The 26,800-nt window shown below is 34.3% G+C and carries 28 protein-coding genes; 20 read left to right on the forward strand and 8 right to left on the reverse strand.

Features of this window, described 5'->3' with window-relative positions; all coding sequences use genetic code 11:
- The first annotated feature begins 87 nt into the window (after positions 1 to 87).
- Both OZP11_RS06495 and OZP11_RS06500 read left to right on the forward strand, forming a co-directional pair.
- On the forward strand, positions 88 to 498 hold the full coding sequence (locus OZP11_RS06495; RefSeq protein WP_281234411.1) for a hypothetical protein: 411 nt from the start codon (positions 88 to 90) through the stop codon (positions 496 to 498).
- 88 nt (positions 499 to 586) lie between these two features.
- Positions 587 to 997 (forward strand): hypothetical protein, encoded by a 411-nt coding sequence (locus tag OZP11_RS06500; protein WP_281234412.1) that lies wholly within the window; start codon positions 587 to 589, stop codon positions 995 to 997.
- Positions 998 to 1,049: 52 nt separating this feature from the next.
- On the opposite strand, the gene OZP11_RS06505 is transcribed toward OZP11_RS06500, so the two are convergent.
- Positions 1,050 to 1,952, reverse strand: coding sequence for a sensor histidine kinase (locus OZP11_RS06505; protein ID WP_281234413.1), 903 nt, complete (start codon positions 1,950 to 1,952; stop codon positions 1,050 to 1,052).
- Positions 1,953 to 2,256: 304 nt separating this feature from the next.
- Between OZP11_RS06505 and rlmD the strand changes: the two genes are divergently transcribed.
- From rlmD to OZP11_RS06525, 4 genes are read left to right on the forward strand one after another with little or no spacing between them, the layout of a single operon-like run.
- On the forward strand, positions 2,257 to 3,669 hold the full coding sequence (rlmD, locus tag OZP11_RS06510) for a 23S rRNA (uracil(1939)-C(5))-methyltransferase RlmD (protein WP_281234414.1): 1,413 nt from the start codon (positions 2,257 to 2,259) through the stop codon (positions 3,667 to 3,669).
- Between the two features lie 14 nt (positions 3,670 to 3,683).
- Complete coding sequence (locus OZP11_RS06515; protein ID WP_281234415.1) at positions 3,684 to 4,247, forward strand: DUF6452 family protein; 564 nt, start codon at positions 3,684 to 3,686, stop codon at positions 4,245 to 4,247.
- A complete protein-coding gene (locus OZP11_RS06520; RefSeq protein WP_281234416.1) occupies positions 4,219 to 5,040 on the forward strand; it encodes a DUF6048 family protein in 822 nt (273 codons plus the stop codon). Before OZP11_RS06515 ends, OZP11_RS06520 begins: the two co-directional genes overlap by 29 nt.
- Positions 5,041 to 5,053: 13 nt before the next feature.
- Positions 5,054 to 5,992, forward strand: coding sequence for an XAC2610-related protein (locus tag OZP11_RS06525; protein WP_281234417.1), 939 nt, complete (start codon positions 5,054 to 5,056; stop codon positions 5,990 to 5,992).
- Positions 5,993 to 6,052: 60 nt separating this feature from the next.
- Here OZP11_RS06525 and OZP11_RS06530 read toward each other — a convergent pair whose 3' ends face one another.
- The 3 genes from OZP11_RS06530 to OZP11_RS06540 all read right to left on the reverse strand — a co-directional run bounded on the left by OZP11_RS06530 (position 6,053) and on the right by OZP11_RS06540 (position 8,247).
- The gene (locus tag OZP11_RS06530) at positions 6,053 to 6,745 is read right to left on the reverse strand and encodes an aspartate/glutamate racemase family protein (protein ID WP_281234418.1); all 693 of its coding nucleotides are present in this window, start codon (positions 6,743 to 6,745) and stop codon (positions 6,053 to 6,055) included.
- Positions 6,746 to 6,762: 17 nt separating this feature from the next.
- The gene (locus OZP11_RS06535; RefSeq protein ID WP_281234419.1) at positions 6,763 to 6,999 is read right to left on the reverse strand and encodes a hypothetical protein; all 237 of its coding nucleotides are present in this window, start codon (positions 6,997 to 6,999) and stop codon (positions 6,763 to 6,765) included.
- Positions 7,000 to 7,083: 84 nt separating this feature from the next.
- A complete protein-coding gene (locus OZP11_RS06540) occupies positions 7,084 to 8,247 on the reverse strand; it encodes a THUMP domain-containing class I SAM-dependent RNA methyltransferase (protein ID WP_281234420.1) in 1,164 nt (387 codons plus the stop codon).
- A gap of 159 nt (positions 8,248 to 8,406) precedes the next feature.
- Between OZP11_RS06540 and OZP11_RS06545 the strand changes: the two genes are divergently transcribed.
- Positions 8,407 to 9,171 (forward strand): class I SAM-dependent methyltransferase, encoded by a 765-nt coding sequence (locus OZP11_RS06545; RefSeq protein WP_281234421.1) that lies wholly within the window; start codon positions 8,407 to 8,409, stop codon positions 9,169 to 9,171.
- A gap of 77 nt (positions 9,172 to 9,248) precedes the next feature.
- On the forward strand, positions 9,249 to 9,917 hold the full coding sequence (locus tag OZP11_RS06550; protein WP_281234422.1) for a ZIP family metal transporter: 669 nt from the start codon (positions 9,249 to 9,251) through the stop codon (positions 9,915 to 9,917).
- A gap of 58 nt (positions 9,918 to 9,975) precedes the next feature.
- Here the strand turns inward: OZP11_RS06550 and OZP11_RS06555 are convergent, their stop codons facing one another.
- Positions 9,976 to 12,363 carry a TonB-dependent receptor domain-containing protein gene (locus OZP11_RS06555; protein ID WP_281234423.1) on the reverse strand — a complete coding sequence of 796 codons (2,388 nt, stop codon included), beginning with the start codon at positions 12,361 to 12,363 and terminating at the stop codon, positions 9,976 to 9,978.
- A gap of 156 nt (positions 12,364 to 12,519) precedes the next feature.
- Positions 12,520 to 13,653 carry a helix-turn-helix domain-containing protein gene (locus OZP11_RS06560; protein WP_281234424.1) on the reverse strand — a complete coding sequence of 378 codons (1,134 nt, stop codon included), beginning with the start codon at positions 13,651 to 13,653 and terminating at the stop codon, positions 12,520 to 12,522.
- 179 nt (positions 13,654 to 13,832) lie between these two features.
- Here OZP11_RS06560 and murQ point away from each other — a divergent pair, with 179 nt between their 5' ends.
- The 5 genes from murQ (at position 13,833) to OZP11_RS06585 (ending at position 16,099) form a co-directional block, all read left to right on the forward strand.
- Positions 13,833 to 14,645 carry an N-acetylmuramic acid 6-phosphate etherase gene (gene murQ / locus OZP11_RS06565; RefSeq protein WP_281234425.1) on the forward strand — a complete coding sequence of 271 codons (813 nt, stop codon included), beginning with the start codon at positions 13,833 to 13,835 and terminating at the stop codon, positions 14,643 to 14,645.
- A 115-nt stretch (positions 14,646 to 14,760) separates the two neighbouring features.
- On the forward strand, positions 14,761 to 14,982 hold the full coding sequence (locus tag OZP11_RS06570) for a DUF6095 family protein (protein WP_281234426.1): 222 nt from the start codon (positions 14,761 to 14,763) through the stop codon (positions 14,980 to 14,982).
- Positions 14,983 to 15,009: 27 nt separating this feature from the next.
- Positions 15,010 to 15,240, forward strand: coding sequence for a hypothetical protein (locus tag OZP11_RS06575; protein WP_281234427.1), 231 nt, complete (start codon positions 15,010 to 15,012; stop codon positions 15,238 to 15,240).
- Entirely contained in the window at positions 15,225 to 15,539 is a 315-nt protein-coding gene (locus tag OZP11_RS06580) for a type II toxin-antitoxin system RelE/ParE family toxin (protein WP_281234428.1), read from the forward strand. Before OZP11_RS06575 ends, OZP11_RS06580 begins: the two co-directional genes overlap by 16 nt.
- A complete protein-coding gene (locus OZP11_RS06585; protein WP_281234429.1) occupies positions 15,527 to 16,099 on the forward strand; it encodes a pentapeptide repeat-containing protein in 573 nt (190 codons plus the stop codon). Before OZP11_RS06580 ends, OZP11_RS06585 begins: the two co-directional genes overlap by 13 nt.
- On the opposite strand, the gene OZP11_RS06590 is transcribed toward OZP11_RS06585, so the two are convergent.
- The gene (locus OZP11_RS06590; RefSeq protein ID WP_281234430.1) at positions 16,100 to 16,906 is read right to left on the reverse strand and encodes a DNA alkylation repair protein; all 807 of its coding nucleotides are present in this window, start codon (positions 16,904 to 16,906) and stop codon (positions 16,100 to 16,102) included.
- A gap of 124 nt (positions 16,907 to 17,030) precedes the next feature.
- On the opposite strand from OZP11_RS06590, the gene OZP11_RS06595 reads away from it, so the two are divergent.
- From OZP11_RS06595 to OZP11_RS06625, 7 genes are all read left to right on the forward strand, one after another.
- Positions 17,031 to 17,381: a winged helix-turn-helix transcriptional regulator gene (locus tag OZP11_RS06595; RefSeq protein ID WP_281234431.1), complete on the forward strand. Its 351-nt coding sequence runs from the start codon at positions 17,031 to 17,033 to the stop codon at positions 17,379 to 17,381.
- 12 nt (positions 17,382 to 17,393) lie between these two features.
- Positions 17,394 to 17,969 carry a DUF1572 family protein gene (locus tag OZP11_RS06600; protein WP_281234432.1) on the forward strand — a complete coding sequence of 192 codons (576 nt, stop codon included), beginning with the start codon at positions 17,394 to 17,396 and terminating at the stop codon, positions 17,967 to 17,969.
- A gap of 144 nt (positions 17,970 to 18,113) precedes the next feature.
- Positions 18,114 to 18,485: a DNA topoisomerase IV gene (locus OZP11_RS06605; protein ID WP_281234433.1), complete on the forward strand. Its 372-nt coding sequence runs from the start codon at positions 18,114 to 18,116 to the stop codon at positions 18,483 to 18,485.
- 357 nt (positions 18,486 to 18,842) lie between these two features.
- A complete protein-coding gene (locus tag OZP11_RS06610; protein ID WP_281234434.1) occupies positions 18,843 to 20,762 on the forward strand; it encodes a DUF294 nucleotidyltransferase-like domain-containing protein in 1,920 nt (639 codons plus the stop codon).
- A gap of 2 nt (positions 20,763 to 20,764) precedes the next feature.
- Entirely contained in the window at positions 20,765 to 21,397 is a 633-nt protein-coding gene (locus OZP11_RS06615) for a 3'-5' exonuclease (protein WP_281235507.1), read from the forward strand.
- A gap of 157 nt (positions 21,398 to 21,554) precedes the next feature.
- Positions 21,555 to 23,042 carry a PhoX family protein gene (locus tag OZP11_RS06620; protein WP_281234435.1) on the forward strand — a complete coding sequence of 496 codons (1,488 nt, stop codon included), beginning with the start codon at positions 21,555 to 21,557 and terminating at the stop codon, positions 23,040 to 23,042.
- A gap of 68 nt (positions 23,043 to 23,110) precedes the next feature.
- Entirely contained in the window at positions 23,111 to 24,892 is a 1,782-nt protein-coding gene (locus OZP11_RS06625) for a cytochrome-c peroxidase (protein WP_281234436.1), read from the forward strand.
- A 64-nt stretch (positions 24,893 to 24,956) separates the two neighbouring features.
- Here the strand turns inward: OZP11_RS06625 and OZP11_RS06630 are convergent, their stop codons facing one another.
- Positions 24,957 to 26,789: a type VI secretion system baseplate subunit TssF gene (locus OZP11_RS06630; protein ID WP_281234437.1), complete on the reverse strand. Its 1,833-nt coding sequence runs from the start codon at positions 26,787 to 26,789 to the stop codon at positions 24,957 to 24,959.
- Positions 26,790 to 26,800 lie beyond the last annotated feature (11 nt).

Genomic DNA, 26,800 nt, shown 5'->3' on the forward strand with positions numbered 1-26,800 from the left:
GGAAAGCAGCTCAGATTTTTTTTAAAACTAACGCAACCATTTTGCGATTACTGCATCTAGTTATAAAACCAATTTTAAAATTCAATCATGAAAAAATTAAGTCTTATAACAATTACTCTTACTCTCTGCCTAATAATCAGTTCATGCAGCAGCACCAGTGTTAAAGATGATGCTTCGACTCAGAAAAAAGAATCTGAAAAGCTTGAAAAAATGTATCAGGAAATTGTTGATCTTTCTTTAATAAATTCTGAGTCCTGCACAGATCCAAAAAAATGGGATTTTGCACCAATCGGTTCAAAAGCATGCGGAGGTTATACACATTATATAGCCTATTCAAAAAGCATTAATACAACACAATTTCTTTCTAAAGTAACTGCTTATACAGAGGCCCAGAAAGCATTCAACAAAAAATGGAATATTTTTTCAACTTGCGATGCTATTTTACCTCCGGACGCAATTGAATGTGCTGATGGAAAACCAAAATTCGTTTACAACTAACTTCAGTAAGAAAATTATTCAGATCTTACGCAACCTTTTTATAAGATAACCATCTGTATAAAAGTAAACTAATCATAAATCACTAACCATGAAAAAACTAAGTTTAATTTTATTGACGGCTTGTCTTTCTCTTATATCCTGCAGCAGTAATGACGACGATAATTCGCAGCGAAGAGAATCTGCAAAAGTAGAAAGAATGCGTAATCAGCTGACTGCTCTTTCATTAATTAATTCTGAATCCTGTTCAAATCCGGCTGACTGGGACTTGGTTCTGACTTCTACAGACGGGTGTTCTTCGAACCATGAATCTTATATTATTTATTCTAAAAAAATAAATGTAAAAGACTTTTTAGCAAAAGTTGAGGCTTACAAAAGAGCAAAACAGAAATATCAGTCGAAATGGAAGATTTACAGTGCGTGCCCTATGACACTTCCTCCAACAGGCGTTGACTGTTATGAAGGAAAACCTATTTTAAGTTATAAACACGTTATATATTAAAAAATACAAAAGGCTTTAAATTGAAATTATTTCATTTTAAAGCCTTTCTACTTTATATTTCAAATCTAATTTTAAACTCAGCACCTTTGTTTTTACCTTCACTTACGGCACTTAGTTTTCCTTTGTTTTTTTCGATTATTTTTTTGCACAAATAAAGTCCAATTCCGGTCGAAGATTCATTTGCAGTTCCTAAACGGCTCATTTTAGTAAACTTTTTAAACAATTCATCGATCTGGGTTTTATCAAAACCAATTCCTTTATCAGCCACTGTAATAAAGATATTAGAATCTTCTTTGTAAATTCTAACTTTGATTTCACTATCAAAATAAGAAAATTTAATCGCATTACTTATCAGATTTACCAGAACCTGAACCAAGAGACCTTCATCTATTTTAAGTTTAGCTTCATCTGTTTCTAAACTTAAATTCATAGTGATGTTTTTATCCAAAAGACGCTGTTCAACCTGTTCATTAATAAAAGGCACAATATTAGGAAACGAAATAGTCTTAAATTCCTGATTAACCTTAACAACCTGATCCTGTTCTTTCAGGAGTTTAATAAAATTTTCAATATATCGAAACTGCAGGTTGGTCGACTCGCAGATTAAGTCAGCCAGGTGCTTAACGGATTCTGATGGGTTTTCGCTTAAAATCAGTTTTGCCAAACCCTGCGGATTTCCTGCAAAATTCTTTAAATCATGCGAAAGCATATAGATCAAGTCCTGTTTTTCGTTTATAAAACTTTCTGACTCGTAAATAGATTCCTGAATATTACACATCAGCAAACCGGCTTCGTCTGTATATTCGGTTGGCAGGATTGATAATTTTCTGCTGTTTCTGTAATCATCTAATGATTTTGAAGCAACAGAAATGGGTTTGATCAACTGTTTTAATACTAAAAGTGTCACTGCCGTTGCCAATAAAGTCATGATTAAAGAAAAAATCAAAATTGACATGGGTGAAATAGTATGCTCAAAGAAAAGTACAAAAAACAGAATTCCAATCAATGGGATATGAATTCCTATAAAAGCGACAAACAAAAATTTTAACGCATAACTTTTCTTTAGAAAGCTAATTTGTGAAAGATTGTGATACAACTTCATAAAAAGGCAGCAATAGTGTAGGTTAATTGCAATTACTGGGGGTAATTAACAAAACAAAGTTAACCTTTAATGTCAATTATACCAACATTTTAAAAAATTTGGGAAAATATTTTGAATTTTAAATTTGTAGAAGTTTTCAAAGGCTTATTTTTGCGCTATGGGAAGAAAAAATACAGACAAAGTTGTCTTTCATCAAATTGAAGTTTTAGATGCCGGAGCAAAAGGAGTATCAGTAGCAAAAGCTCCTGACGGAAAAGTAATATTTATTCCGAATGTTGTGCCCGGAGATGTTGTTGATGTACAAACATTCAAAAAAAGAAAAGCCTATTACGAAGGAAAAGCCGTAAAGTTTCACGAATTGTCCAAACACCGTATCGATCCAATCTGCGAGCATTTTGGTGTTTGCGGTGGCTGCAAATGGCAGAATATGAAATACAGCCAGCAGCTATATTACAAACAAAATGAAGTAAAAAATCATTTACAGCGTATAGGAAAAGTTGAATTACCTGAATTTGAAGATATTCTGGGGTCTGAAAAACAATTTTTCTACAGAAATAAAATGGAATTCTCTTTTTCAAACAGCCGCTGGTTAACCGAAAAAGAAATAGGAAGCACAGAAGATTTAGGAAACCGCAATGCCTTAGGATTTCATATACCAAAAATGTGGGACAAAATTCTGGATATCGAAAAATGTCATTTACAGGAAGACCCTTCAAATGCTATTAGAAACGAAATCAGAGCTTTTGCCAACGAACATAATTTAGCATTCTTTAATCCAAGAGAGCATTCGGGATTATTAAGAACGTTGATGATCCGTACGGCTTCAACCGGCGAAATCATGGTTTTAATCCAGTTTTTTGAAGATGATAAAACAAACCGCGAATTGGTTTTGGATCATTTATACGAAAAATTCCCTCAGATTACTTCATTGCAATATGTTGTAAACGCAAAACAAAACGATACAATCTACGATCAGGATATAAAACTTTACAAAGGAAGAGATTATATTCTGGAAGAAATGGAAGGTTTAAAATTCAGCATCAATGCTAAATCTTTTTACCAGACCAATTCAGATCAGGCTTACGAATTATATAAAATAACTCGTGATTTTGCCGGATTATCCGGAAATGAAACGGTTTACGATTTATACACCGGAACAGGAACTATTGCTCAATTCGTTTCTAAAAAAGCAAAAAAAGTAATTGGTGTAGAAAGTGTTCCTGAAGCAATTCTGGACGCCAAAGCAAATGCTGAACGCAATAATATTACGAATTGTGAGTTTTTTGTTGGTGATATGAAAGTGGTATTCAATGAAGCCTTTATTGCTCAGCACGGAAAACCGGATGTCATTATAACAGATCCTCCAAGAGACGGAATGCACGCTTTGGTAATTGATCAGATTTTAAAAATTGCTCCTAAAAAAGTAGTTTATGTAAGCTGTAATTCGGCTACACAGGCCCGTGACCTTGCTTTAATGGATGAAAAATATAAAGTAACCCGTGTACGTCCTGTTGATATGTTCCCACAGACACATCACGTTGAAAATGTTGTACTTTTAGAACTTCGCTAATTATTTAATTGGAAATGAAAAAAATAATCTCTCTTTTATTGGTTTTTACTTTTGGTCTGTCCGGCTGTGAGAAAGATGATATCTGCGATGCTAATACACCTACAACTCCCCGATTGGTAATAAAATTCCTTGACTTTTCAGATCCTACTGCTCAAAAAAACGTACTCAATCTAAAAGTTGTTGGCAAAGACGGAGATCAGAAAGGGATTATTTTTAATGAAAATGCAAGTGGAGATGCTAAATACCTAACCAACGGCAATACTATTTCATTACCTTTAAAAACAAATGCTGACACCACAACATACAGTTTAATTTATAATGCATCAAGTACTGATCCTCTTGCAATCAATACTGATGTTATTACCTTTAATTACTCGCGTCAGGAAGTATATGTTTCGCGAGCTTGTGGTTTTAAAACGACATTTACATTAAATTCCAGAACTGGTACGGCTCCTTCTAATTACGATTATGTATTAACAGACGGATCCTCAGGTGATGGTTTATGGATCCAGGACACACAATTAAAAACCCGTAACATTGAATCTGAAAATGAAACACATCTTGAAATATACTTTTAGTCTTTGTTTCTTGCTTTCAATGTTTTTGGGACATTCACAAGAAATAAAAGATTCAATAGCCCCAAAAGAAATAGTTACTGAAAAACCTAAGGCCAAAGCATCAAAACCGGCAGTTAAGGAAGTAAAAAAAGACAGCATTCCAGTTCCTGTAAAAACAGACCGATATGGTTTACGCGTGGGGGTAGACTTGTATAAATTGACAAGAGGTTTTTACGACAAAAATTATAAAGGGATAGAAATTACAGGTGACTGGCGATTAACAAAAAAATATTATATCGCTGCTGAACTGGGTTTTGAAGACAAAACAACAGATGACGACCGACTAAATTCAACTGCAACAGGAACATATATAAAAGGAGGTTTCGACTATAACTTGTATGACAACTGGCTTGATATGGAAAACCTCATTACAATTGGTCTGCGAGGCGGTTTCAGTTCTTTTAGTCAGGATCTAAACAGTTATAAAATCTACAATCCAAATCCGTATTGGGGAGAACAGCCTGCAATAGCCGCAAATCAAAAATACAGCGGACTTTCGGCTGCATGGCTTGAAGTAGCTATGGGAATTAAAGCCAAAGTTTTCAATAATATATTTGTTGGATTTGGTGTACAGCTGAAACTTTTAGCCATGAACAACAAACCTTCAGGTTTTGACAATCTTTATATACCGGGATTTAACAGAACTTATGACGGAAGTTTTGGAGTAGGTTTCAATTATACAGTTTCATATTTTATTCCTATTTACAAGAAAAAAGTAATTGTTCCTGAAATAAAAGAAGCTCCTAAAAAGTAATTTTTTATTCAAAATGAAAAACATACTGATTCTTTTTATTATCAGCCAATTCGCTTTTGCACAAAAAACAAGTGTCAAAACCATTTTGCATTTCTCAGGAAAAATCGACAAATATCCTATTGAAATGACCGTTGAATTTAGACAGGGAAATGATTCGGTTTATGGAAGCTATTATTATGCAAAAAGCGGTAAAAGCAATTATATCTTTCTTGATGGTACTTTTAAAAACAACAAACTAAATCTGGTTGAAACCACTTATATTTCTGGAAAAAACGGAAATGTTCCAACAAAAACAGGAAGTTTTTCATTAGATCTTAACAGTAACTACGAATTAAACGGAAACTGGCAGAATGCCAAAAAAGACAAACAGTTAATAACAGCGCTTACCTGTATTGAAGACTTACACTCTTTTAATCCGAAAAATTACAATTACAAACTGAACCAGTACAAAGGTCAGGCAGAAACTTATACTAATGAATTTAGGGAATATACTTTAATTAACCGACTTGATATATTCAATTCTAAAAAAGAAAAGATACAAACACTATCCGGCTTCGAAAAAGTCTTATACGACAATACCGCAGAAGTCGAACTGGAAGATTTGAATTTCGACGGGCTTTTAGACATCAAAATTCCTGTTTACTTTCCTGACCGAATTAAATACGACGGCAGTTTCCTGTATTATATTTACGATCAATCAAAAAATCAATTTGTTAGAAATACTAAACTTGAAAAACTGGAGTATTTATCGTTTGATCAAAAAAATAAGGAATTCGAAAAAGGAGAAGCTGACGGACGGGGTAATGAATCCAGTCATTATTATAAATGGTCAGGCAACAATTTTTATTTAATACGAGAACAGATCTCTTACGAAGACAGCGATAAAACTACCTATATCGAATATCAGATCAAAAACGGTAAATCGGTAAAAGTTAAAGAATATAAAAAATAAAAGAAGCCATGACTTTTAATTAAGTTCATGGCTTTTCTGTTTATGTTTTGTCTGCAACTTTTAAGATAACTGAAAATCTACTGCAGCTTTTGCGTGTATTAGCGTAGTATCAAAAATTGGAACCGCTAAATCTTTAGCTTTTATAACCAAAGGAATTTCGGTACAGCCTAAAATGATGCCTTCTGCTCCATTTTTAATTAATCCATTCGCAATTTCCAGATAACGCTTTCTGGTTTCATCGGTTACAATTCCTCGTCCTAATTCTTCAAAAATGGTATAGTGAATAAAATCTTTATCATTTTCGCTTTCGGGAATTACAGTTTCGATTCCTTTATCGGCCAGTTTCTCTTTAAAGAAATCCAGTTCCATTGTAAACCTCGTTCCTAATAAGCCTACTTTTTTAAGATTTTGCTTCTGGATTTCGGCTGCCGTTTCTACCGCAATATGAATAACCGGAACATCAACCGACTCCTGAAGTCTGTCAGCAATTAAATGCATAGTATTGGCACATAAAACGATCGCTTCTGCCCCGCCCGACTGCAAAAACTCACAGCCTTTTAAAAGCATCTCATAAGTCGAATCCCAGTCGTTATTATCGTTATTCTTTTTAATATCAGCATAATTGAAAGAATAAACCAGACATTCTGAGAAGTTGAGTCCGCCAAGCTTTTCATTTATCCCCAGATTTATCAATTTATAATAATCTGTAGTCGAAACCCAGCTGATACCGCCAATAAGTCCAATTTTCTTCATACTGCTGCTATTAAAATTTATTGGATTTCTCTAATTCCTTTTACAAAAATCCATTTCATAAAAAGTCTTTCGCCGTCTTTTGTTTTTACAGCCTGAAATTTAGGCCCAATTATGGTTGCAATCACAAAAGAAGTCATCGGAATCCAGATTCCGGTTAATCCTGTGTATAGTGCGATTATATAGCGTCCTAAAATAAAAAGGACCGCAAAACTTGCTAATTGATAGAAGAAGGCTTTTACTTGTAGTTTTGTCATTTTTTTTTAAAGTTGCTGAGTTGAAAGGTTCAAAGTGACAAGATTTTTTAACCTCTGTTTCTTTGAAGCTTTGTCTCTTTGTTACTATTCGTTAACCTGAAACTTCGTTCTCTTACTTCCCTCGTACATTTCATACTTTACCAAACGGGCTTCAAGGCTTCCGTTGAAAAGTTTGATTTTTCTTGAAGGTTTTAAGCCTACGAATTTTAGGGCTTCGAGATTTGCGGTTATAAACCAGGCATTTGTTCCGGGATAATTTTTCTTTAACGTATCACCTATATTGCTGTAGAATCTTTCCATATGAATATCTAAACGCTCATCATACGGCGGATTGAATACAATATGAAGCTTTCCTTCTGTTTCTTTTTCACTCTCAAAAAAGTTACCTTCACTAATTGTTATGTAATCCTCTAAATTCGCATTTCTGATATTATCTTTTGCTTTGCTTACGGCACTTGGTGCTTTATCAAAACCTTTAATTGTATAATGAAATTCTCTTGTTTTTTTCATTAAACTATCGATAATAGTATCAAACAAATCATTGTCCCAGTCTTTCCATTTTTCAAAAGCAAATTCTTTTCTGTTGATGTTAGCCGGAATGTTGCAGGCAATCATAGCCGCTTCTGCCAGAAAAGTTCCTGATCCGCACATTGGATCAAGAAAATGGCTTTGTCCGTCCCAGCCCGAAAGCAAAAGAATTCCTGCTGCCAAAACCTCGTTAATAGGCGCAATATTTGTAGCGGTTCTGTAACCGCGCTGATGTAGTGAACTTCCGGAAGTATCTAAAGAAACCGAAACCTGATCTTTGTCGATATGTACATTAATTCGTAAATCCGGATATTGTTTATCGATGCTTGGTCTCTGTCCTGTTCTTTCTCTGAACTGATCAACAATCGCATCTTTACATTTTTGAGAAACAAACTCAGAATGATTGAAATAAGTAGAATGAACCGTTGTATCAATTACAAAAGTCTGGTTTGCGTTTAGGTATTTTGACCAGTTTAAGCCCGAAATTCCTTTATAGAGTGCCTGTTCGTTATTGGCTCTGAACGAATAAATTGGTTTTAAGATTTTTAAAGCCGTTCTAAGCGATAAGTTGGCTTTGTACATAAAACCTTTATCTCCTTTAAAACTCACCATTCTCACGCCTTTTTCGACTTCCTGGGCACCAAGCGTACGCAATTCTTTTTCTAATATCTCCTCAAAACCAAAAAAACATTTGGCTATCATTCTAAAATTTTCTTCCATCTTTATTTTTGAATTAAAAAAAACTAAAATCTAATAAAGAATGCACCAAAAATGCATCTCTATCTAATGAACGATTCTATACGTATCGCTGCTTAATAGTTATTTTTCGGCAAAAATACACTAAATTTGCCGGACTTTGAATTAATTGAAATAGAATAAATGTCTGAATCGCATAACTCATCAACGCCTAATCAGGATCGTAACACCGAAAATTGGTTTACATCTTGGTTTGATACTCCCTATTACCATATCCTTTACAAGGACAGAAATTATAGAGAAGCCCAGATTTTTATGGATAATCTGACACATTACCTTAACCTTCCGGAAAAAGCAAAAGTGCTTGATCTGGCCTGTGGCAAAGGACGTCATTCTATTTACTTAAATCAATTAGGTTATGATGTTCTGGGTGCCGACTTATCTGAAAACAGTATTGCCGAAGCCAGCAAAAACAGCAACGATAACCTGCATTTTAAAGTGCACGATATGCGTGAACCTTTTGAAGAAAAATTTGATGCTATTTTCAATCTTTTTACCAGTTTTGGCTATTTTGAAAGCGACGATGATAACCTGACAACTTTAAAAGCAATCAAAGAAAGTTTATCTGAATACGGTTTTGCCGTAATTGATTTTATGAATGTTACTCAGGTAATTGAAACTTTGGTTCCCCAAGAGGTAAAAACCGTTGACGGAATTGATTTTCATATTAAAAGGTATGTTGAAGACGGACATATTCTAAAAGAAATTGATTTTGAAGATCAGGGCAGAAAATATCATTTTACTGAAAAAGTAAAAGCCTTAACTTTGAAAGACTTTCAGGACTTGATGGACGAAGCCGGAATTTTTCTTTTGGATATTTTTGGAGACTACAAACTCAAAAAATTCCACAAAAGCGAAAGCGAAAGATTAATCATGATTTTTAAGTAAATTGATGTTTAACTATTTAACCGAATAAACAAATCGCGGCTAAACGATCAAACAATTAAACGATTCAACTAAACTAAATGAATTATTTACTACCCTTATTTTCTGTACTTTTAGGATATGGTGTGGCTTTGTTTATAAAACCGGAAAGCAAAACCAATTTAAAACTACTGCTGGCTTTCAGCGGTTCTTTTTTATTGTCGCTGACCGTAATGCATCTTCTCCCTGAGGTTTATGAATCACATAATCACAGTATTGGAATTTTTATAATGATTGGAATTTTATTCCAGATCGTATTGGAATTTTTCTCAAAAGGAGCTGAACACGGACACGTTCACGGTCATGCAAAAATGTCTCAGATTCCGTGGCTGCTTTTTATCAGCCTTTGTATTCATGCCTTTTTAGAAGGGTTTCCGGTAAGCCATCATCATGGTTTAGCAATTGGTATCGCGATTCATCATTTACCAATCGCGGTTATACTGACAACTTTTTTCATCAATGCCGACTTAAACAAAAAAGCTATTTTCGCTTTCATGTTAACTTTTGCCGTCATGACGCCTTTAGGAACGGTTGCTTCTCAATTTTTACCGCTTTTAAACGAATATTATACTCAAATCACGGCCATTGTAATCGGAATTTTATTCCATATTTCCTCTACAATCATTTTTGAAAGCAGCGAAGGACACAAATTCAATATTGCCAAAGTTTCGATGATCGTTCTCGGAATTCTATTGGCTTTCTTTTTATAGTAAATTAATGAGTCAATTAGAAAATTATCCTATTATCTAATTGACTCATTATCTAATTCTAATTACCGGTTCTCTTTCTCTCGTCCTGATTTCCAAAATTACGTTCCTTCACGTTAATCTTTTTATTTCCAAAGTTGTAAACAACCGATAAACGCACAAATCGGTTACTTTCATTTTGGCTGTAAACCTGTTTTACGCCATTTACAACCGAAGTAAAATCTTTTAAATAAGACGTATTGAAAATATCATTAGCCAAAAAAGCAACCTGTAATGATTTATTAAACAAATCTTGTTTAAAACCAATATCAAAACTAGACACATAACCTACTTCGTACAAACCGTTTTTAAATGGCGTACTGTAATTAAAATCAATTTGAAGCTTGGTCGTTTTTCCTAAAATAAAAGTATTATTTGTCGTAAAATCAATCTGCAGGCTGTTTGAAGGCCTCGCGTTTATGTTATTTGTAAATTCTGTCTGCGAACCTAAAAAGTATAACGAGTTTTCACTCTGCCACCAATCTGCAAAACCTGCCGAATAACTTTCGCCCAAACCATAAGTCAGACCTTTAAAATAATTTTCACGCGTTATAATCTGTGTATTGGTTTCCAGAATCGAGGTAAAAACAACGCCATATCCATTTGTAATAACATTCAGAAAAACGCTCGTTCTAAACGATTCTTTATACGAATGCGCGAGTTCGAAATTATCGCTGAATGAAGGTCTTAAAAACGGATTCCCTTCAGAATAACTATTACTGTTGATATAGACCTTAAACGGATTCAGTAAATCAAAACGCGGTCTGTTGATTCTTTTTCCGTAATTGAGACTAAAAGTGTTGTTTTCATTTTTCTTATACGAAGCGTAAAAAGTTGGAAATAGTTTCAAATAATCGTTTACGTTTTCCTGATCCAAAGTTTCTGAAAATCCGGTGGTCTGTGTATTTTCAAGTCGTAATCCTATTTGAAGGTTCCATTTATCGTTTATTTTTTTATCTCCATTAATGTAAACCGCCTGATTATTTTCGTTGTATTTAAATCGGTTAGACTGGTTTGGATCTAATACAGGTGTTCCTGAAATGTTATCATAAAAAAGTACATTACTAATACTGTTTGTAAAACTCATTTTTGCACCGTAAGACAAATTAAACTTCTGAAACGGATGTTCCATATCTGCCTTAAAACTCCAGTTCTCAATATCCTGATTCGAAATATTTCTTCCTGCCTGATTCACACCAACAAATTCCATATTCGGCATATAATTATTTGCAATAAAATCTCTGTCAAACTTTGAATTGTAATTAAAATAATCCGCATCAAAAGACAATTTCCTATTCAAAGAATCCAATTTGGTAATCAAATGAGCATTATAAGTTTGATTTTTAGAACCTTTATCCGTAAAACTTTTATTGAGTGTAACATTTTGAAGTTCATTTTGAAGATTGTATTTCTCAATTCTGATATCTGAACCAAAATCAGGATTATTTCTGTCATTCATAAACTGAAAACCAATAGTTGTACGTTCAGATAAATCATAATCCAAAGCCAGTTTTCCGGAGAAGTTTTCATTTTTTACTTTTGTCGTGCTGCTCATTTTCGAAAGCCCGTCAGGAAAATACATTTCCAGATTTTCATCTGCATTTTTATAACCCGTTCTTCCATTCACACCTGCTGAAAATCGGAACTTATTTTTATTGTAAAAGAAGTTATCCCTTAAAGTGTAAATTCCGTACTTATTCTGGTCGTAAGAAGCTGTTGCGGTGTTTTTCCAGGAATCACGGGTTCCTTTTTTCATGATAATATTAATTAATCCTCCCGTTCCGTCTGCTTCATATTTTGCCGGTGGATTACTGATGATTTCAATATTCTTAATATCACCTGCCGAAATTGATTTTAAAAAATTGTTCAGTTCTTCACCTCTCAATTCAATCAAACGCCCGTCGATCATAACACGTGAAGTTCCTTTTCCTAAAATCGTGATTACGTCATTTTTTACTACAACACCCGGAGCAGTATTTATCGCACTTAAAGCATCGCCTCCGGTTGTATTGACATTGTTTTCGAGATTATAAACCAATCGGTCCGTTTTCTGCTCAATGGTTTTCTTTTTATTCTGAATAACCACTTCGCTTAATTTTGTTTCATTTTCTTTGAGAACGATAGTACCTAAGTTGGTATCTTTTTCTAATGAAATTTCTTTTTCAAAATCAGTAAATCCCAAAAGACTGATTCCTATTTTATAAGAACCGTTTTTAAGATTAATTTCAAAAGAACCGTCTTGTTTAGTTGTCGTTCCGTCTATAATTTTTCCTTCCTGATTTAAAACCAAAATATCTGCCCATTCTAAAGGAGTTGTTTCGCTTGCTATTTTACCTTTTAATTTTAACGCTGGCTGCGCTAAACAAAATAAGGGTAATACTAAAAGAATTAGGAGGTTTACTTTTTTCATGATTTCTAATTTTAACTTGTTCGATTAATTTGAAGCAAAGCTGCATTAGAAAATCTTTCTGGGCGACCGACAAAAAAAAGTCGAACCCTTTTCTAATCACGAAATTGGTTCGACTTTATCTGCTAAGAAGTACGACTTTTTACAAAATCCTTATTTTCAACTGTTTCTGTAGGCTGTCGGCGTTAAATTTGTATATTTTTTGAAAGAAGTATTAAATGATGATTTCGAGTTAAAACCAACTTCGTACAAGATTTCAAGAACCGTAAGCTGATTTTTTGCCGGATCTTTTAAAATATTCATGGCTTTTTTAATTCGGTATTCGTTTACAAAATCAAAAAAATGCTGATCGATATGATGGTTAATCAAAACAGACAAATCCCGAACCGGAATATTAATCTGATTACTCAATTCCTGAATCGTCAGCGAAGGATCAAGAAACGGCTCTTTTTCGGTCATATAATGTTTTAAATCTGCAATTTGATTTCTGATTAAATCGCTTTGTCCGCTTATAGATTCCGGTTTTTCTTCCACTTCCGGCAAAATATCTTTTGTCAGTTTCAATTTCGAATTAACGCCTCTAAAAAGTTCCGGATGTTTGAGCGCTTTCATTATAAACCAGCAGGTTATAAATAATGCGATAGTGCCCACGAGTACGTTTGCCCAAAGAAAAACTTCTCTGAAACCGCTGTAACGCAATATGTTTTTTAATGCCACAACAGAATGTGCAGCAAGAAAAACACACGTCATTTGGAAAAGTAATCTATAAGTCGAAGAACCAGTGTCGGTATAATTTTCTAAATAGATTTCTTTGTATTTCTTTAAAATAAAAAACACACTTATAATATAGAATACATATTGGCATTCTATTAAAATCTGGATAAAATAAATCTCAGACATCTCATTAAGAGGTCCTATAAAACTTCCTTCGTCAATACTTTTATAGATTCTGGGAATAAAAAGCAAATTGACTATTATAAAAGGCAGTAAATGAACGAGATGTTTCCATTTTAATCTGAAATCCGAATAACAGACAGAAAGCACATAAAGGTAAAACGAAGGCATTCCCAGTAAACAGAATGTCGATCTGAAAATTTCTAAATTTCTATGATCTTCTGTATACAGATACATAAAAAAGCCGCTGAGATCGATAGCAGAGAAAATAAAAAAGAAAGCAAATAATCGGTTAGCGAGTTTGTTTTCGGTTTTTACCGTAAGCAAAAAAAACGCCATTAATAAAGAAACAAAAACCGAAATTTTGGCAATACCTTCCAGTAAAACTAATTGATCCATTTATGATTTTATATGTAACAAATATAACATTTTAGTTTATTTAGAAAATTCCTGAACTATTCTAAAAAACAAAAAAATAACTAAAAAAAAGATTCAAAATCATGATTAGTTTAACTTCTAATTTTTCCCAATTTGCCATAAAAAAGTTTAATTTTGGAGGATAACTATTTCGACAAAAAATGACGTTTACAAAAACAACCGAACAATCTTCAAAATACGAACATTTAGAAAAAATGTCAGTCCACGAACTGCTGACCAATATTAATAACGAAGACAAAACTGTACCGCACGCTGTCGAAAAAGCGCTGCCTCAAATCGAATCTTTGGTATCGCAGACTGTTGCAAATTTAAAATTGGGCGGCCGTGTTTTTTATATTGGTGCCGGAACGTCGGGACGTTTGGGAGTTGTAGACGCCTCTGAATGTCCACCAACTTTTGGTGTTCCGTTTGATTTGGTAAACGGAATCATTGCAGGCGGCGACACAGCAATACGCCGAGCTGTAGAAAACGCCGAGGATAATGCCACACAAGCCTGGATTGATTTACAGGCTCATAATATCAACCAAAATGATATTGTAATTGGAATTGCAGCTTCTGGGACTACTCCGTATGTTATAGGCGGTTTAGAGACTTGTAACGAAAATAATATTGCTACTGGCTGTATTACCTGCAATGCGGGAAGTCCGCTGGCTTTAACTGCTAAATTTCCTGTTGAAGTAGTTGTAGGTCCTGAATTTGTAACAGGAAGTTCGAGAATGAAAGCAGGAACTGCCCAAAAACTGGTTTTAAACATGATTTCGACTGCATCGATGATTCAGCTTGGAAAAGTAAAAGGAAACAAAATGGTGGATATGCAGTTAAGCAATATCAAACTGGTCGACAGAGGTGTAAAAATGATTATGGGAGAAATTCCGGTTTCGTATGAAGAAGCATCTGATTTATTAAAAAAATACGGCAGTGTAAGAAATGCTGTTGACAATTATAAAAAGTAAAAAGTTTATTCTAAAATGTGGGTGCTTAACAGCAAAAACCGCAAGGTTTTACACAAAGTTTAAACCTGAAACTTTGCGAATCTGAAACCTGAAACTTTTTAAAAACCTGAAAAAAATGGCAACAAATAAAGAACTATTAGGAAAAGGAATTAAATATTTAACAGGTGCTCTGCCTTTAATGTTTATTGGTCCTGTATTGATATACAATGCGTTTATGAACCAGCATACCAACTGGCATTATCTGGTTTTGGGCATTGGTATTGTGGCTTGCCTGAGTTCGATGCTTTTGATTTTCCTTGGATTGAAAATTATCATGAAGGGTATATTTAATGACTAATTTGTATCTTTACTAAAACTCTTTATTATGGATATTAAAGCAGAAATAAACTGGATTCATCAGGAAATTGATAAAGTAAAAGATCCTACGTTTGTGGAGAAACTAAAACACCTTTTACAAACTATCAACAATACAGCAGTTGATTCTGATACAGCATATAATTTAGATATTGAAAATGCCTTAGAAAATATTGAAAAAGGTAATTTTTATACTGAAGATCAGGCCAGAGAAATAGCAAAAAAATGGGGAAGAAAATAATTTGGTCAAGTAATGCTTTGGATCAGTTAGAAGACATTCATTTTTACATTTTCTTTGAAAGCAAATCACTTACAATTGCAGATAAAGTAGTTAATACTATTTTTGATAGTACCGAAATATTAAAAACAAAACCTGAAATTTATAAACTCGATAAACAAAAAGCCGGAAATGACGGCAGTTTCAGAGTTTATTCTGTTTATGAATATGGGATTTCTTATCAAATAACAGAGGAAATTATCTATATTCTTCGAGTACGCCACAACGCTCAAAAACCACAAAAACATTCATGGAAAGTCTAATTCACATTCAGAAAACATTCGAGAAAGTTGTTTACATCGACAAAAAAATAAACAATCGGGAGTTTGAGGATTGTGTATTTAAAAACTGCGATTTTTCGAACAGTAATTTCGGGTACAATACTTTTTTGGACTGTGAATTTATCGATTGTAATCTCTCTATGACCAGTTTAGCGGGAACGAGTTTAAAAAATGTTACTTTTAAGAACTGCAAACTTTTAGGAATCGCTTTTAATGAATGTGACGATTTTTTATTTCAGGTTCATTTCGAAGAATGCGTTCTGGATTATGCTTTGTTTTCTAATAAAAAAATGCCCAAAACCAAATTCATCAATTCTTCTGTTCGCGAAGTAACTTTTATAGGAACTAATTTAACGAGTTCGGTTTTTGACAATTGCAATCTGGACGGCGCTATATTTAACGAAACACAATTGGCCGGAGTTGATTTTAGATCGGCATATAATTATAAAATCGATCCCGAATTTAACCCAATGCGAAAAGCGCAGTTTTCGACTGACGGAATTGTGGGGTTGTTGGATAAATACGATATTAAAATTGTTTAGTTAACTCTTTTCTATTGTTCTCAAAGCTTTTTTAACAATATAAGCCGTTTCTTTTGTTGGACTTTCAATTTGCCATTTTCCACATAAATCTTTAACGAAATCCGGTCTGGTTTTACTTGCATCATTGAGCCAGTTCCCTACACTATCTTGAACATATTTGGAAGAATCTGATTTTAAGGATTCTAAAATTTTTAAACCTAATTCCGGTTGTTTTTTAAGCGTATCAATGTGTTCACACCAAACGCCTCGCGGACGAGTAGCTTCTGTTGCAAAACGTTTGATATTTTCATCTTCATTTAAAGTCCATTTTGATAAAATTTCAAGACTTTTATCTAGATTATTTAGAATACTGGATCTCACAGCCAGCCACGAAATTTCTCTGACACCAAAATGTTTGTCAGCAGCCAAAAACTGAATTTGTTCTAAAATTTCTTCAATCGATAATGCAGCATTTTTTCCTATTACATAAGCAGACCAGCATCGAACTAAATCTGATTTATGTCTAGAAATTATGGAAAGGATATCCGAATCGTTATTAAGAATTGATTCTGCTAGTATTCCCGTCCCAATTGCCTCATTTATCGTATTGACGGTTTGCTTTTTCAAATTTCTAATATCTGTTAAAATAGGTTCCAAATATTCCATTCGATCAGACTCTTTCAACACATTTTCTAAAAGCTTAACTTGATTTACCGCAAGCCATTCAACCAAATTTGCGGTTTCGATTTCTCCTTTATTAAGCTGTTCTAAAATAGAGGCTGGAATATCTTTTGTTGATCTTGCCCCTTTTCGCTTTATCTCATTCATCGTTTTCAATTTGCTAATACTATTTTCGACTTAAAATTTTGATTATTTTTGTAAAGATCGTAAAGTGGTATCAACCCAGCAATACCGCATATTTTTATCCCATAGAGATATTAAAGTCAATTTTATGCAAACAAAAGAACGAACTGCTGAAAATAAAATTTGTCCGTTAGAAATTGCCGTTAATACAATAAGCGGAAAATGGAAAATTCCGATTGTCTGGCAAATTAATGATGGAAAAAAAAGACCAAGCGAATTTTTGAGAGGAATTGCAAAAGTCGACCGTCGTGTTTTGAACCAGCAATTGAACGAAATGGTTTCGGATGGAATATTGATAAAAGAATCTTTCAACGAACTTCCTCCTCGAGTTGAATATTCTTTGACCGAAACTGGAAAACAATTAGTAGAAATTCTTTGGAAATTAAATGATTGGGGAAAAATATTGATTTCTGAAAATAAACCTGAGCTTCAATCTTAAAATATATAGATCATGAAAACAGATGAATCTTATTTAGAAAGCGTTAAAAAACAGTTTTTATATTACAAAATGCTGGGCGAAAAAGCTATAGATCAATTAGAACCTCAACAGCTTTTTGTGACTGTAAATGAAGACACGAACAGCATCGCCGCAATTGTAAAACACATATCGGGCAACATGCTTTCCCGCTGGACAGATTTTTTAACTAAGGATGGCGAAAAAGAATGGCGAAACCGGGATGCTGAGTTTGAAAATGATTTACAATCTAAAGATGAAGTTCTGGAAATCTGGAAAAAAGGCTGGAATTGTCTCGAAAATGCTCTGGAAAGTTTAAAACCAAATCAGCTCTCGGATATTATTTATATCCGAAATGAAGGCCATACGGTTATAGAAGCCATAAATCGTCAATTGGCACATTATCCGTATCATGTGGGACAGATTGTTTTTTATGCCAAACAACTGAAAAACAGCGAATGGAACAGTTTATCTATTCCAAAAAACAAATCAGGAAATTACAATGCCGAAAAGTTTGCCAAAGAAAAAGAAATTAAGAACTTTACCGATGATGAACTTAAGAGATTGAAATAGTCATTTTCTAGTAACAAATTAAGGTTCTTCTGAAAAAGACGGTCCTAGCCCTGATGGAAGCGGCATCCTTTTTCCGGCTTCTTCAGCCGGGAAAAGATACAGCGGACAGCAGGAATCAGCTCCTAAAAAAACAACTTATTTAAAATGAAAAAAATTATATTCTTATTCCCTTTTCTGGCTTTAGTTTCCTGTTATAATGCCGAACATAATTGTAAAGATTTCAAAAACGGAAAATTTAAATTTGAGTTTGAAGTAAACGGTGTTAAAAAAACAACTTTCTTTGAGCGCAAAGACAGTATTGAAATCGAAACTTTTGAAGGAAAAACAGATACCGCAACAATTCGCTGGGTGAGTGACTGCGAATATGTACTGCAAAAAAAACATCCCAAAAATATGGCTGAGGAAAAAGCTATCAGCATGAAAATTTTAACGACAGAAAAGGATTCTTATACATTTGAATTCGGCTTGGTTGGTTCTGAAGAAAAACAGCGAGGCAAGGTTTTTAAAGTTGACTAAAACCCTGATTTTATACAATTAAAAGCTCCAGTTTGTGGAGCTTTTTTTGTTTCACGCAGTTAAATTAGCCGTTAATTGACGGGGTATATTTTATTTAAATTTCCGGGAAATTGGTTTCTGAAAGATTTTGAAGATCAGGCAGGTTTATCAGCCGCAAATTTCCGGTTTAACTTTACATACTCAGATTAGCTGAAATTGGTGAAATTTGCGGCAAAAAAATCTTTTAATCACCTTAATCTGCGGCTATAAACTTAAAAACTTTATGCCTTAGTATCTTTGCGGCAAATCAAAAAAACTTAATGGTGTTTCTTTTACATTTCTAATTTTAATAGTACTTTAGAACCTAAATCTAACCAAATGAAAAATACCATTTCCCAAAGAGTCGCCGACTTTTTAAAAAACCACCCGCCGTTTAATTTTCTGCATCAAAAAGATCTTGAAAAACTGTCTGAACAGATTACCATTATATATAAAGAAAAAGACTCGGTTATTTTTGCCGAAAATGAAAAAACACACGATTCTTTCTATGTTGTGCATAAGGGAGCCGTTGCTTTGAAGAAAAGCACTAAAAATGCTGTACTGGATATGTGCGATGAAGGCGATATTTTTGGCCTTCGTCCACTTTTAGCACAGGAAAATTATGTTATGGAAGCTGTGGCACATGAAGAAAGTATTTTATATGCCATTCCTATTGCCGTTTTTAAACCGTATGCGCTTGAGAACAGAAATGTTGGTAATTTCCTGATTGAAAGTTATGCGTCAAATACGAGAAATCCGTACTCGGATATTCACAAAGATAAATTGTATGGCGATGATGTGCTGAACGAAAATCTGAATTCCAGTAACCACTCTTTTGATTTAGCTCCTATAAAGTATTCTAAGAAAATCGTAACCTGCAGTCCGTCAACAACTGTTAAGGATATTGCCAAAATCATGGGCAAAAAGAAAGTGGGCGCTATTTTGATTGTAGACGAAATGCAGCCAATTGGTATTTTGACTGATAAAGATCTTAGAAACAAAATCGTTACCGGAGATTTTCCTATTACCACAACAGCCGAAACCATTATGACCAAACCGGTTATTACGTATCCGAAAAAAATGACGGTTACAGAGGCACAAATGGCGATGATGAAAAGCAACATCAGTCATTTATGTTTAACCAAAGACGGAACGGTAAACACTAAAGCGGTCGGGATTTTGTCGAAACATGATGTTATGGTGGCGCTGGGGAACAACCCTGCGGTGCTGATAAAAGCTTTAAAGCGTACCAAAAAAATTAAGGAAATAAAACCTATCCGTAACCAGATTATGCAGCTGCTGCAGGGGTATCTGGATCAGAACATTCCGATGACTCTGATTACCAAAATCATAACCGAACTTAATGAGGCCTGTACCACCCGCGTTATCGAAATTTGCCTGGATAAAATGAGCAGTCATCCGCCGGCAAAATTTGCCTGGCTGGCCATGGGAAGTCAGGGACGAGGTGAACAAATGCTTCATACTGATCAGGACAATGCGATTGTATACGAAAATGTCAACGAAGTTTTCAGGGATGAAACCCGAATTTATTTTAAAAAACTTGCTGAGCTTGTCAATAAAGGTTTGTTTGAAATTGGCTACGATTACTGCCCTGCCGAAATGATGGCTTCGAATCCGCAATGGTGTATGAGCCTTGACGAATGGAAAAACCAGGTACATCACTGGATTACGAATCCGGGTAAAAATGAAGTTTTATTATCGTTTATTTTCTTTGATTACAGCATGACATACGGCGATGCCGAAACTGTTAATCAATTATCGGATTATATTTTTGAAACCATAAAGGCCAACCCTATTTTCTATATGCATTTGGTAAGCGGTGCCTTGCAAAGCCCCTCTCCTACCGGGTTTTTCAGGCAGTTTTTGGTTGAACAGGACGGAGCCAACAAAGATAATTTTGATATAAAAAGAAGGGCTTTAATGCCTCTTACAGATGCTGCTCGTGTTTTAATCTTATCACATTCTGTTAAGTCGATCAGCAATACGGCAGAACGTTTCGAGAAACTGGCAGAATTAGAACCAAATAACAGAGAATTGTATCTTTCTTGTTCTTATTCGTTTAAAGCTTTGTTGAAATTCAGGACCAAACAAGGTCTGCTGCACCATGATTCTGGACAATTTATTGAATTGGAATCTTTAACCAAAATGGAGAAAATTAAACTGAAACGTACTTTTAAAACAATTAAAGAACTTCAGGAACTTATTTCGGTACGTTTTAATATTTCAAATCTGGTATAATGATGAGCTTATTCAATTTTTGGAAAAAAGAGGAAGATCTTTTTGATAAGAATGTCACAATCGAAGAAACCCGTTTTGTAGTTCTCGATACCGAAACTACAGGGTTTGATTACGATAATGACCGCATTTTGTGTATTGGTGCACTGGTGCTTCAAAACGGAACAATTTCGGTTCAGGAAAGTTTTGAAGTGTATCTGGAACAGGACCATTACGACAAATCAACTGCTCAGATTCACGGTATCTTAAAAGCTTTTATAATCCAGCGCCCTACTGAACTTGAAGCATTACAGCAGTTTTTAGAGTTCCTGGGCGATTCGATAATTATTGCGCATCACACCATTTTTGATGTTACGATGATTAACAAAGCTCTGGAACGAAACGGTCTTCCGCAGTTAACCAATAAAACGCTGGACACTGCTTATCTTTATAAAAAGACACTCATTAAATCGCATTTATTCGAAAGAAAAGATCATTATACTCTGGATGATCTGGCTGATAAATTTGATATTTCAAAGAAAGACCGACACACCGCTTTGGGAGATGCCTACATTACGGCGATAGCATTTTTAAAAATTGTGAAAAAATTAAAGGAAAAGAAAGCAGTCAATCTTAATCAGCTTTTTAAGGTATTTTAAGATTTTTTTATGAGACATAAATTTACATTTAACCATTAAATTTTACCTTTTAGTAATACAAGACTTATAAATATTAGCAAAAAGAAAAAGTATCCGTAACGTGTATTTTGTTTTTGAAAGATAGATTTGTTCTAATCAAAAAAAACATAAAACAATTATGAAAGTTAACTTTTTAAAATCAATTGCTTTGCTTGGTATTACAGGGCTTTCTGTAATCAGCTGTCAGAATGATGACAACAAAGATTCTTCAAATGACGACGGTGTAAATACTGCTATCGATTTCACTTCGCATTCAAAAGTTCCAGCTTTTGTATATGCTATGAGTGGTTTCGAAAATTTAAAAATCAGTACTTTAATCGCCAGTTCAGATGTGCTTCCGGATTCTCCAACGTTTGTTTACGGTGCGCAGCCGGATGGTGCAGGATTAATGAAAGATCCAAAAGGAGAAGGTTATATCCTGATTACAAACCACGAAATCCTTCAGTCAGTTTCAAGAGTTTATTTTGATAAAACTTTTAAACCTGTAAAAGGGGAATATATTGTTGACGGAGTGGGCGGTTTAACCCGTTTGTGTTCTGCAACTTTGGCCACACCGCAAATCCACGGATTCGGACCGTTATTTTTAACTGCCGGAGAAAGTGGACAGGAAAGTATGGTTCACGGAATTGATCCGCTTGGCCAGTCTTCGGATAAAAGCAGAAAAGACAGAGTTTTACCGGCTTTAGGTAAAGCAAGTATGGAAAACGCTGTACCGCTGCCTAAAGAAGCTTATCCGGGGAAAACGGTAATTCTTATAGGAGAAGATCAATCGTATGCTACTTCTCACGTAAGTGCCGGACAATTAATCATGTACATAAGTACGGTTGGTGATTTGTCTAACGGAAAATTATATGCTTTAAAAAGAACAGACGGAAATCAGGTTGAAACAGATATCAAATTAAACAGCAGTTATCCTGTTGAATTTGTTGAAATTCCAAATGCAAAAAACCTTACAGGAGCAGTTATCAATACAACGGTTAACGATTTAAAAGCAATTCGTTTTTCAAGAGTTGAAGACGTAGACTACAGAAAAGGAAGTGCAGACAACAACAGAGAAGTTTATTTTACAGCAACTGGTCAGGCAACGAACAATGCTCCTGTTGACGGTTACACTATGTGGGGAAGAGTTTATAAAGTAAAACTAGATGCTGCAAACCCGTTAAAAGGAACTTTAGAATTAGCTGTTGAAGGCGACAGTACTCCGGGAACCGGAATCATCAATCCTGACAACTTATGTGTAACAGAAAACTTCGTTTACATTCAGGAAGATGGTGATAGTTATTATGCTGATGCCAAACACGATTCGTACATCTGGCAGTACAGCATTACAACAAAACAAAATAAGCCTTGGTTAAACATGAACCACAAAAGAGAAGATACAGCCTGGAACACACTTTATAACCAGACTGGCGAAATGAGATTTGGAAGCTGGGAATTTGGTGCCATGGAAGATATTTCGGACATCATAGGTGTTCCGGATACATTTACTGTAAACATTCACCCGCATACCTGGCAGAGTGATGCATTCAAAAATGCAGACGGTTCAGGTATCAATACCAATAAAGAGGGCGGGCAAACTGTAATTATTAGAAACGTACAGCGATAATATTTCAGCCAAAATCTATCAGCAACCCTTATTTTTACAATAAGGGTTGCTGTTATTAAAACACCATTATGAAATTAAAGTATTTTTCTTTTCTGTTTTTGGCTTGTCTGTTCTTTTCATGCCAGAAAAATGAAACTCCTAAAACCACAATCAAACAAAATCTTCTTGTTGATCTAACCAAATTAAATAATGAAATTGTACAGTTTCAGAAACTGGTAACTAACAATGCTTCTCCTAAAGAAATTGTAAATCAGTTTAAAAAATCTCGTCTGGCATATAAAAAAACCGAATGGGCAATTGAATATTTTGTTCCCGAAACAGCAAGATTCATGAACGGTCCTGCTCTGGACGAAATGGAACTCGAAGAAAACCGCTCTTTTGAACCGCATGGTTTTCAGGTAATCGAAGAAATGATTTATCCGGAATATAAAATTGAAGATAAAGAAAATGTTATCAGGGAATTAAACATTTTTCAGTCGAATATCAAACAATTGAAAAGCACGTTTGAAGTAATTACTATTTCTGATGATTATGTCCTGGATGCACTTGAGCAAAATGTGTTCAGAGTTATTTCTTTGGGAATTACAGGCTTTGACAGTCCAATTCTGCAATCGTCAATTCAGGAAGCCGGAGAAAGTATAATTTCGGTTTCTGAACCTTTAGAAATTATTAATTCGAATACTAAATCTTTGGCTGAATTAAAAAAGTTAACCGCAGAAGCGCAGAAATACTGCAAAGACCATGACAATTTTAATGCTTTTGACAGAGCTTTTTTTATAACTGAATTTTTAAATCCGATTTCGAGAAAAATCAAAGCTTTTCAGAAAGAAGAAAACATCAAAAACGTAAAGAAAACAAGTCCGTTAAAGCCAGAAATTGAAACTTTCTTTGATAAGGATGCTTTTGATGTAAATGCTTTTGTGCTTTCAAAAGACTATAATTTTACAGCTGATAAAGCCAAATTAGGCGAAAAATTGTTTTATGATACGAGCCTTTCTAAAAACAATGACAGAAGTTGTGCGAGCTGTCATCATCCGGAAAAAGCTTTTACAGATGGTTTAAAAACAAACGTTTCTTTAACGGGATCAAATTTAGCCAGAAATACTCCTACCCTGACCTATGCCTCTTTACAAAATGCTCAATTTTGGGACATGCGCCAATTAGATTTGGAAAAACAGAGTGTAGATGTCATTCAGAATAAAGATGAAATGCACGGCTCTATGGATGATATTCATGCAAAAATTCTATTGAATGCAGCGTATATCAGTCTTTTTAAAAAAGCTTATCCAAAAACCGCAAAACCAGAAGCCTGGCAAATTCAAAATGCCATAGCTAGTTATGTAAGATCCTTAAATTCGTTCGATTCCCGATTTGACGATTATATGAGAGGAAATAAAAACGCACTGAACAATCAGGAAATTGAAGGAATGAATCTTTTTATGGGAAAAGCAAAATGTGCCACGTGCCATTTTACACCATTATTTAACGGAACTGTTCCCCCTGGTTATTCAAAAAGCGAACATGAAGTTATTGGAACTCCTCAAGATGCCTCTGGCAAGAAATTGAGTCCAGATCAAGGACGTTATTTATACAATAAAATGCCTCAATTAGTTGGTGCGTTCAAAACTCCAACCGTTAGAAACGCAGCCGTAACAGCTCCTTACATGCACAATGGTGTTTTTAAAACCCTCGAAGAAGTTGTGGATTTTTATAACAAAGGCGGCGGACAAGGTTTGGGTTATGAAGTCGAAAATCAAACGCTCCCTTTTGATGAACTAAAGCTCGTTAAAAATGAAGAAAAAGCTCTGGTGGCTTTTATGAAAACACTTACGGACAAAAGGTACCAGTAAAATCAATAATAGATTTAAGTAAATCAAAAAACGCCGGGCAAGTCTTCCGGCGTTTTTTCTTAGCTTAATTTACAAATATTCGATACGGAAATACATTCGAAGATCTGTTTTTAAGATTTTTCATAAAACTATCACACAAATATTCCCACTCAGGATCTGACAAATGTTTTTTCTCTTCAGGATTTGTTTTGATATGAATATCAACGGTTCGGCTAAAACCTGCTTTAACTGAAATTTCTTTTCTGGTTCCTTTTTCAATTTTAATATCTTCGATTGAACTTTTAAAATGATGAAAGCCAAAAGCCTTAATATCTGCAAAAGTCACGATTCTTCCACGCGTAAGCAAGGCATTTCGATAAGCCAGAATTCGGTCTTTATTATTTTGCCTGTTTAAACCTCCAACGGTATTGGTCATTAAAACTGCATTTTCACTAATAAAAGACAAGTCTTTACAATCTAAAACTGTTCCTGCTTTAATGTCGTTTCCATCTTCTGCACATGTTGACCAATAATTGATTAAAAATGTCTGGTTTACATTTTGCTCCACTTTAGGTTTAATCATTATGTACGGATCATTATTTTTTAAGAAACTGCTTTCTTTGGCCTGTTGCTCAATAGATGCCAGGAGCTGGTTAATCTCTACTAAAGAGCTGTTCATAAAATCTTTTCCAAAACCAGAAAACGACGAAGTTTCATCTTTTAACAAATCCAAAACATTCTGCAATAATTCTGAGGCTGTTCTCGAATCAAATCTGGAAACACCGCCAGTTCTTAAAACAGCATTTCCTTCTTCTACAACTCCTTCTTTAAATTCTTTTATTTCGTAATGATTATTATTAGGGTCTATAACTGACTCTATATCCATATATATATTATCTCCGGTCTCTAAAGCCACATATGATAAGAAATTTTCTAAAGTTTTAGAAATTGAATGACGCTTTTTATTAATTACCGGAAAGCAATTTGCAGTAAACGAAACATTATCGATAATTTCCGGTACAAGCGATTCCGGAAAAATCAGTTTTATCCAAATTAAATTGCTTCCGTCTTGTTCTGTAATGGTTTCAAAACAACTATAATCGGTATTATAGTTTTCAATTGGTTTATATTTTATATTTCCTTTTAAAGTATAGAAGCTGTCGAAGTAATACTCATTTACTTCCTGCGTGATTTCGCTTAGATGCGTATAATTTCGGTTAATGATATTTTCGATATCCAGATTATTAACGGCAACATTATAGCCTTCTTCAACTTTTATTTCAAGATCATCATAAAAGCATTTCATCTGCTTTAAATAATAATGAAACACTTCTTTCTGATGCGTATTTTTAATGTCTATATAAAGCATTAAATCATCGATTTCTAAAACTTTCGGATCTTTTAATTCAATTCCTAAAACAATTTCACCTGCCGGCAGGGAATGTTTGTAATCCCGGACAGCATCTTTGTAAAATAAATTCGAAATTTTGTATAAGCTGCGTTCATAAGCTGCATATTTAATTTCGGCTGCAGCCAGTTTTACTTCCAAAGTTGGAGAAAGAATTATTTCTTTGTTAATTGGTTCTAATGGATTATAAATATTATGAATCCTTTTTTCCACTTTCATCTGATTTTGAAGTGAAATTTTTACGTCATTTTCAATTGGTAAGGCATGCAAAATAGCTCTGGAAGGTTTAGCACCCGAAGTTACTTCGGGAAACATAATTTCTAAAACCCTTTCTACAACACGCGTTTTTGAATCTTCTAATTCATGTGCCACTTTTTCCAGTTCGTACGATAGCGCATTCAGCATCATCGATACAACAGGATCAAAAGATGTTTCCATCTCAACATCCGAAAATCCCCAGGATCTCGCTGCTCTTTTTAGCACTCTGTCTTTTATACGTTCTTGTCTCATTTTAGCTTATT

Origin of the sequence: Flavobacterium gelatinilyticum (assembly GCF_027111295.1) — a bacterium.
GTDB classification, from domain to species: Bacteria; Bacteroidota; Bacteroidia; order Flavobacteriales; family Flavobacteriaceae; genus Flavobacterium; species Flavobacterium gelatinilyticum.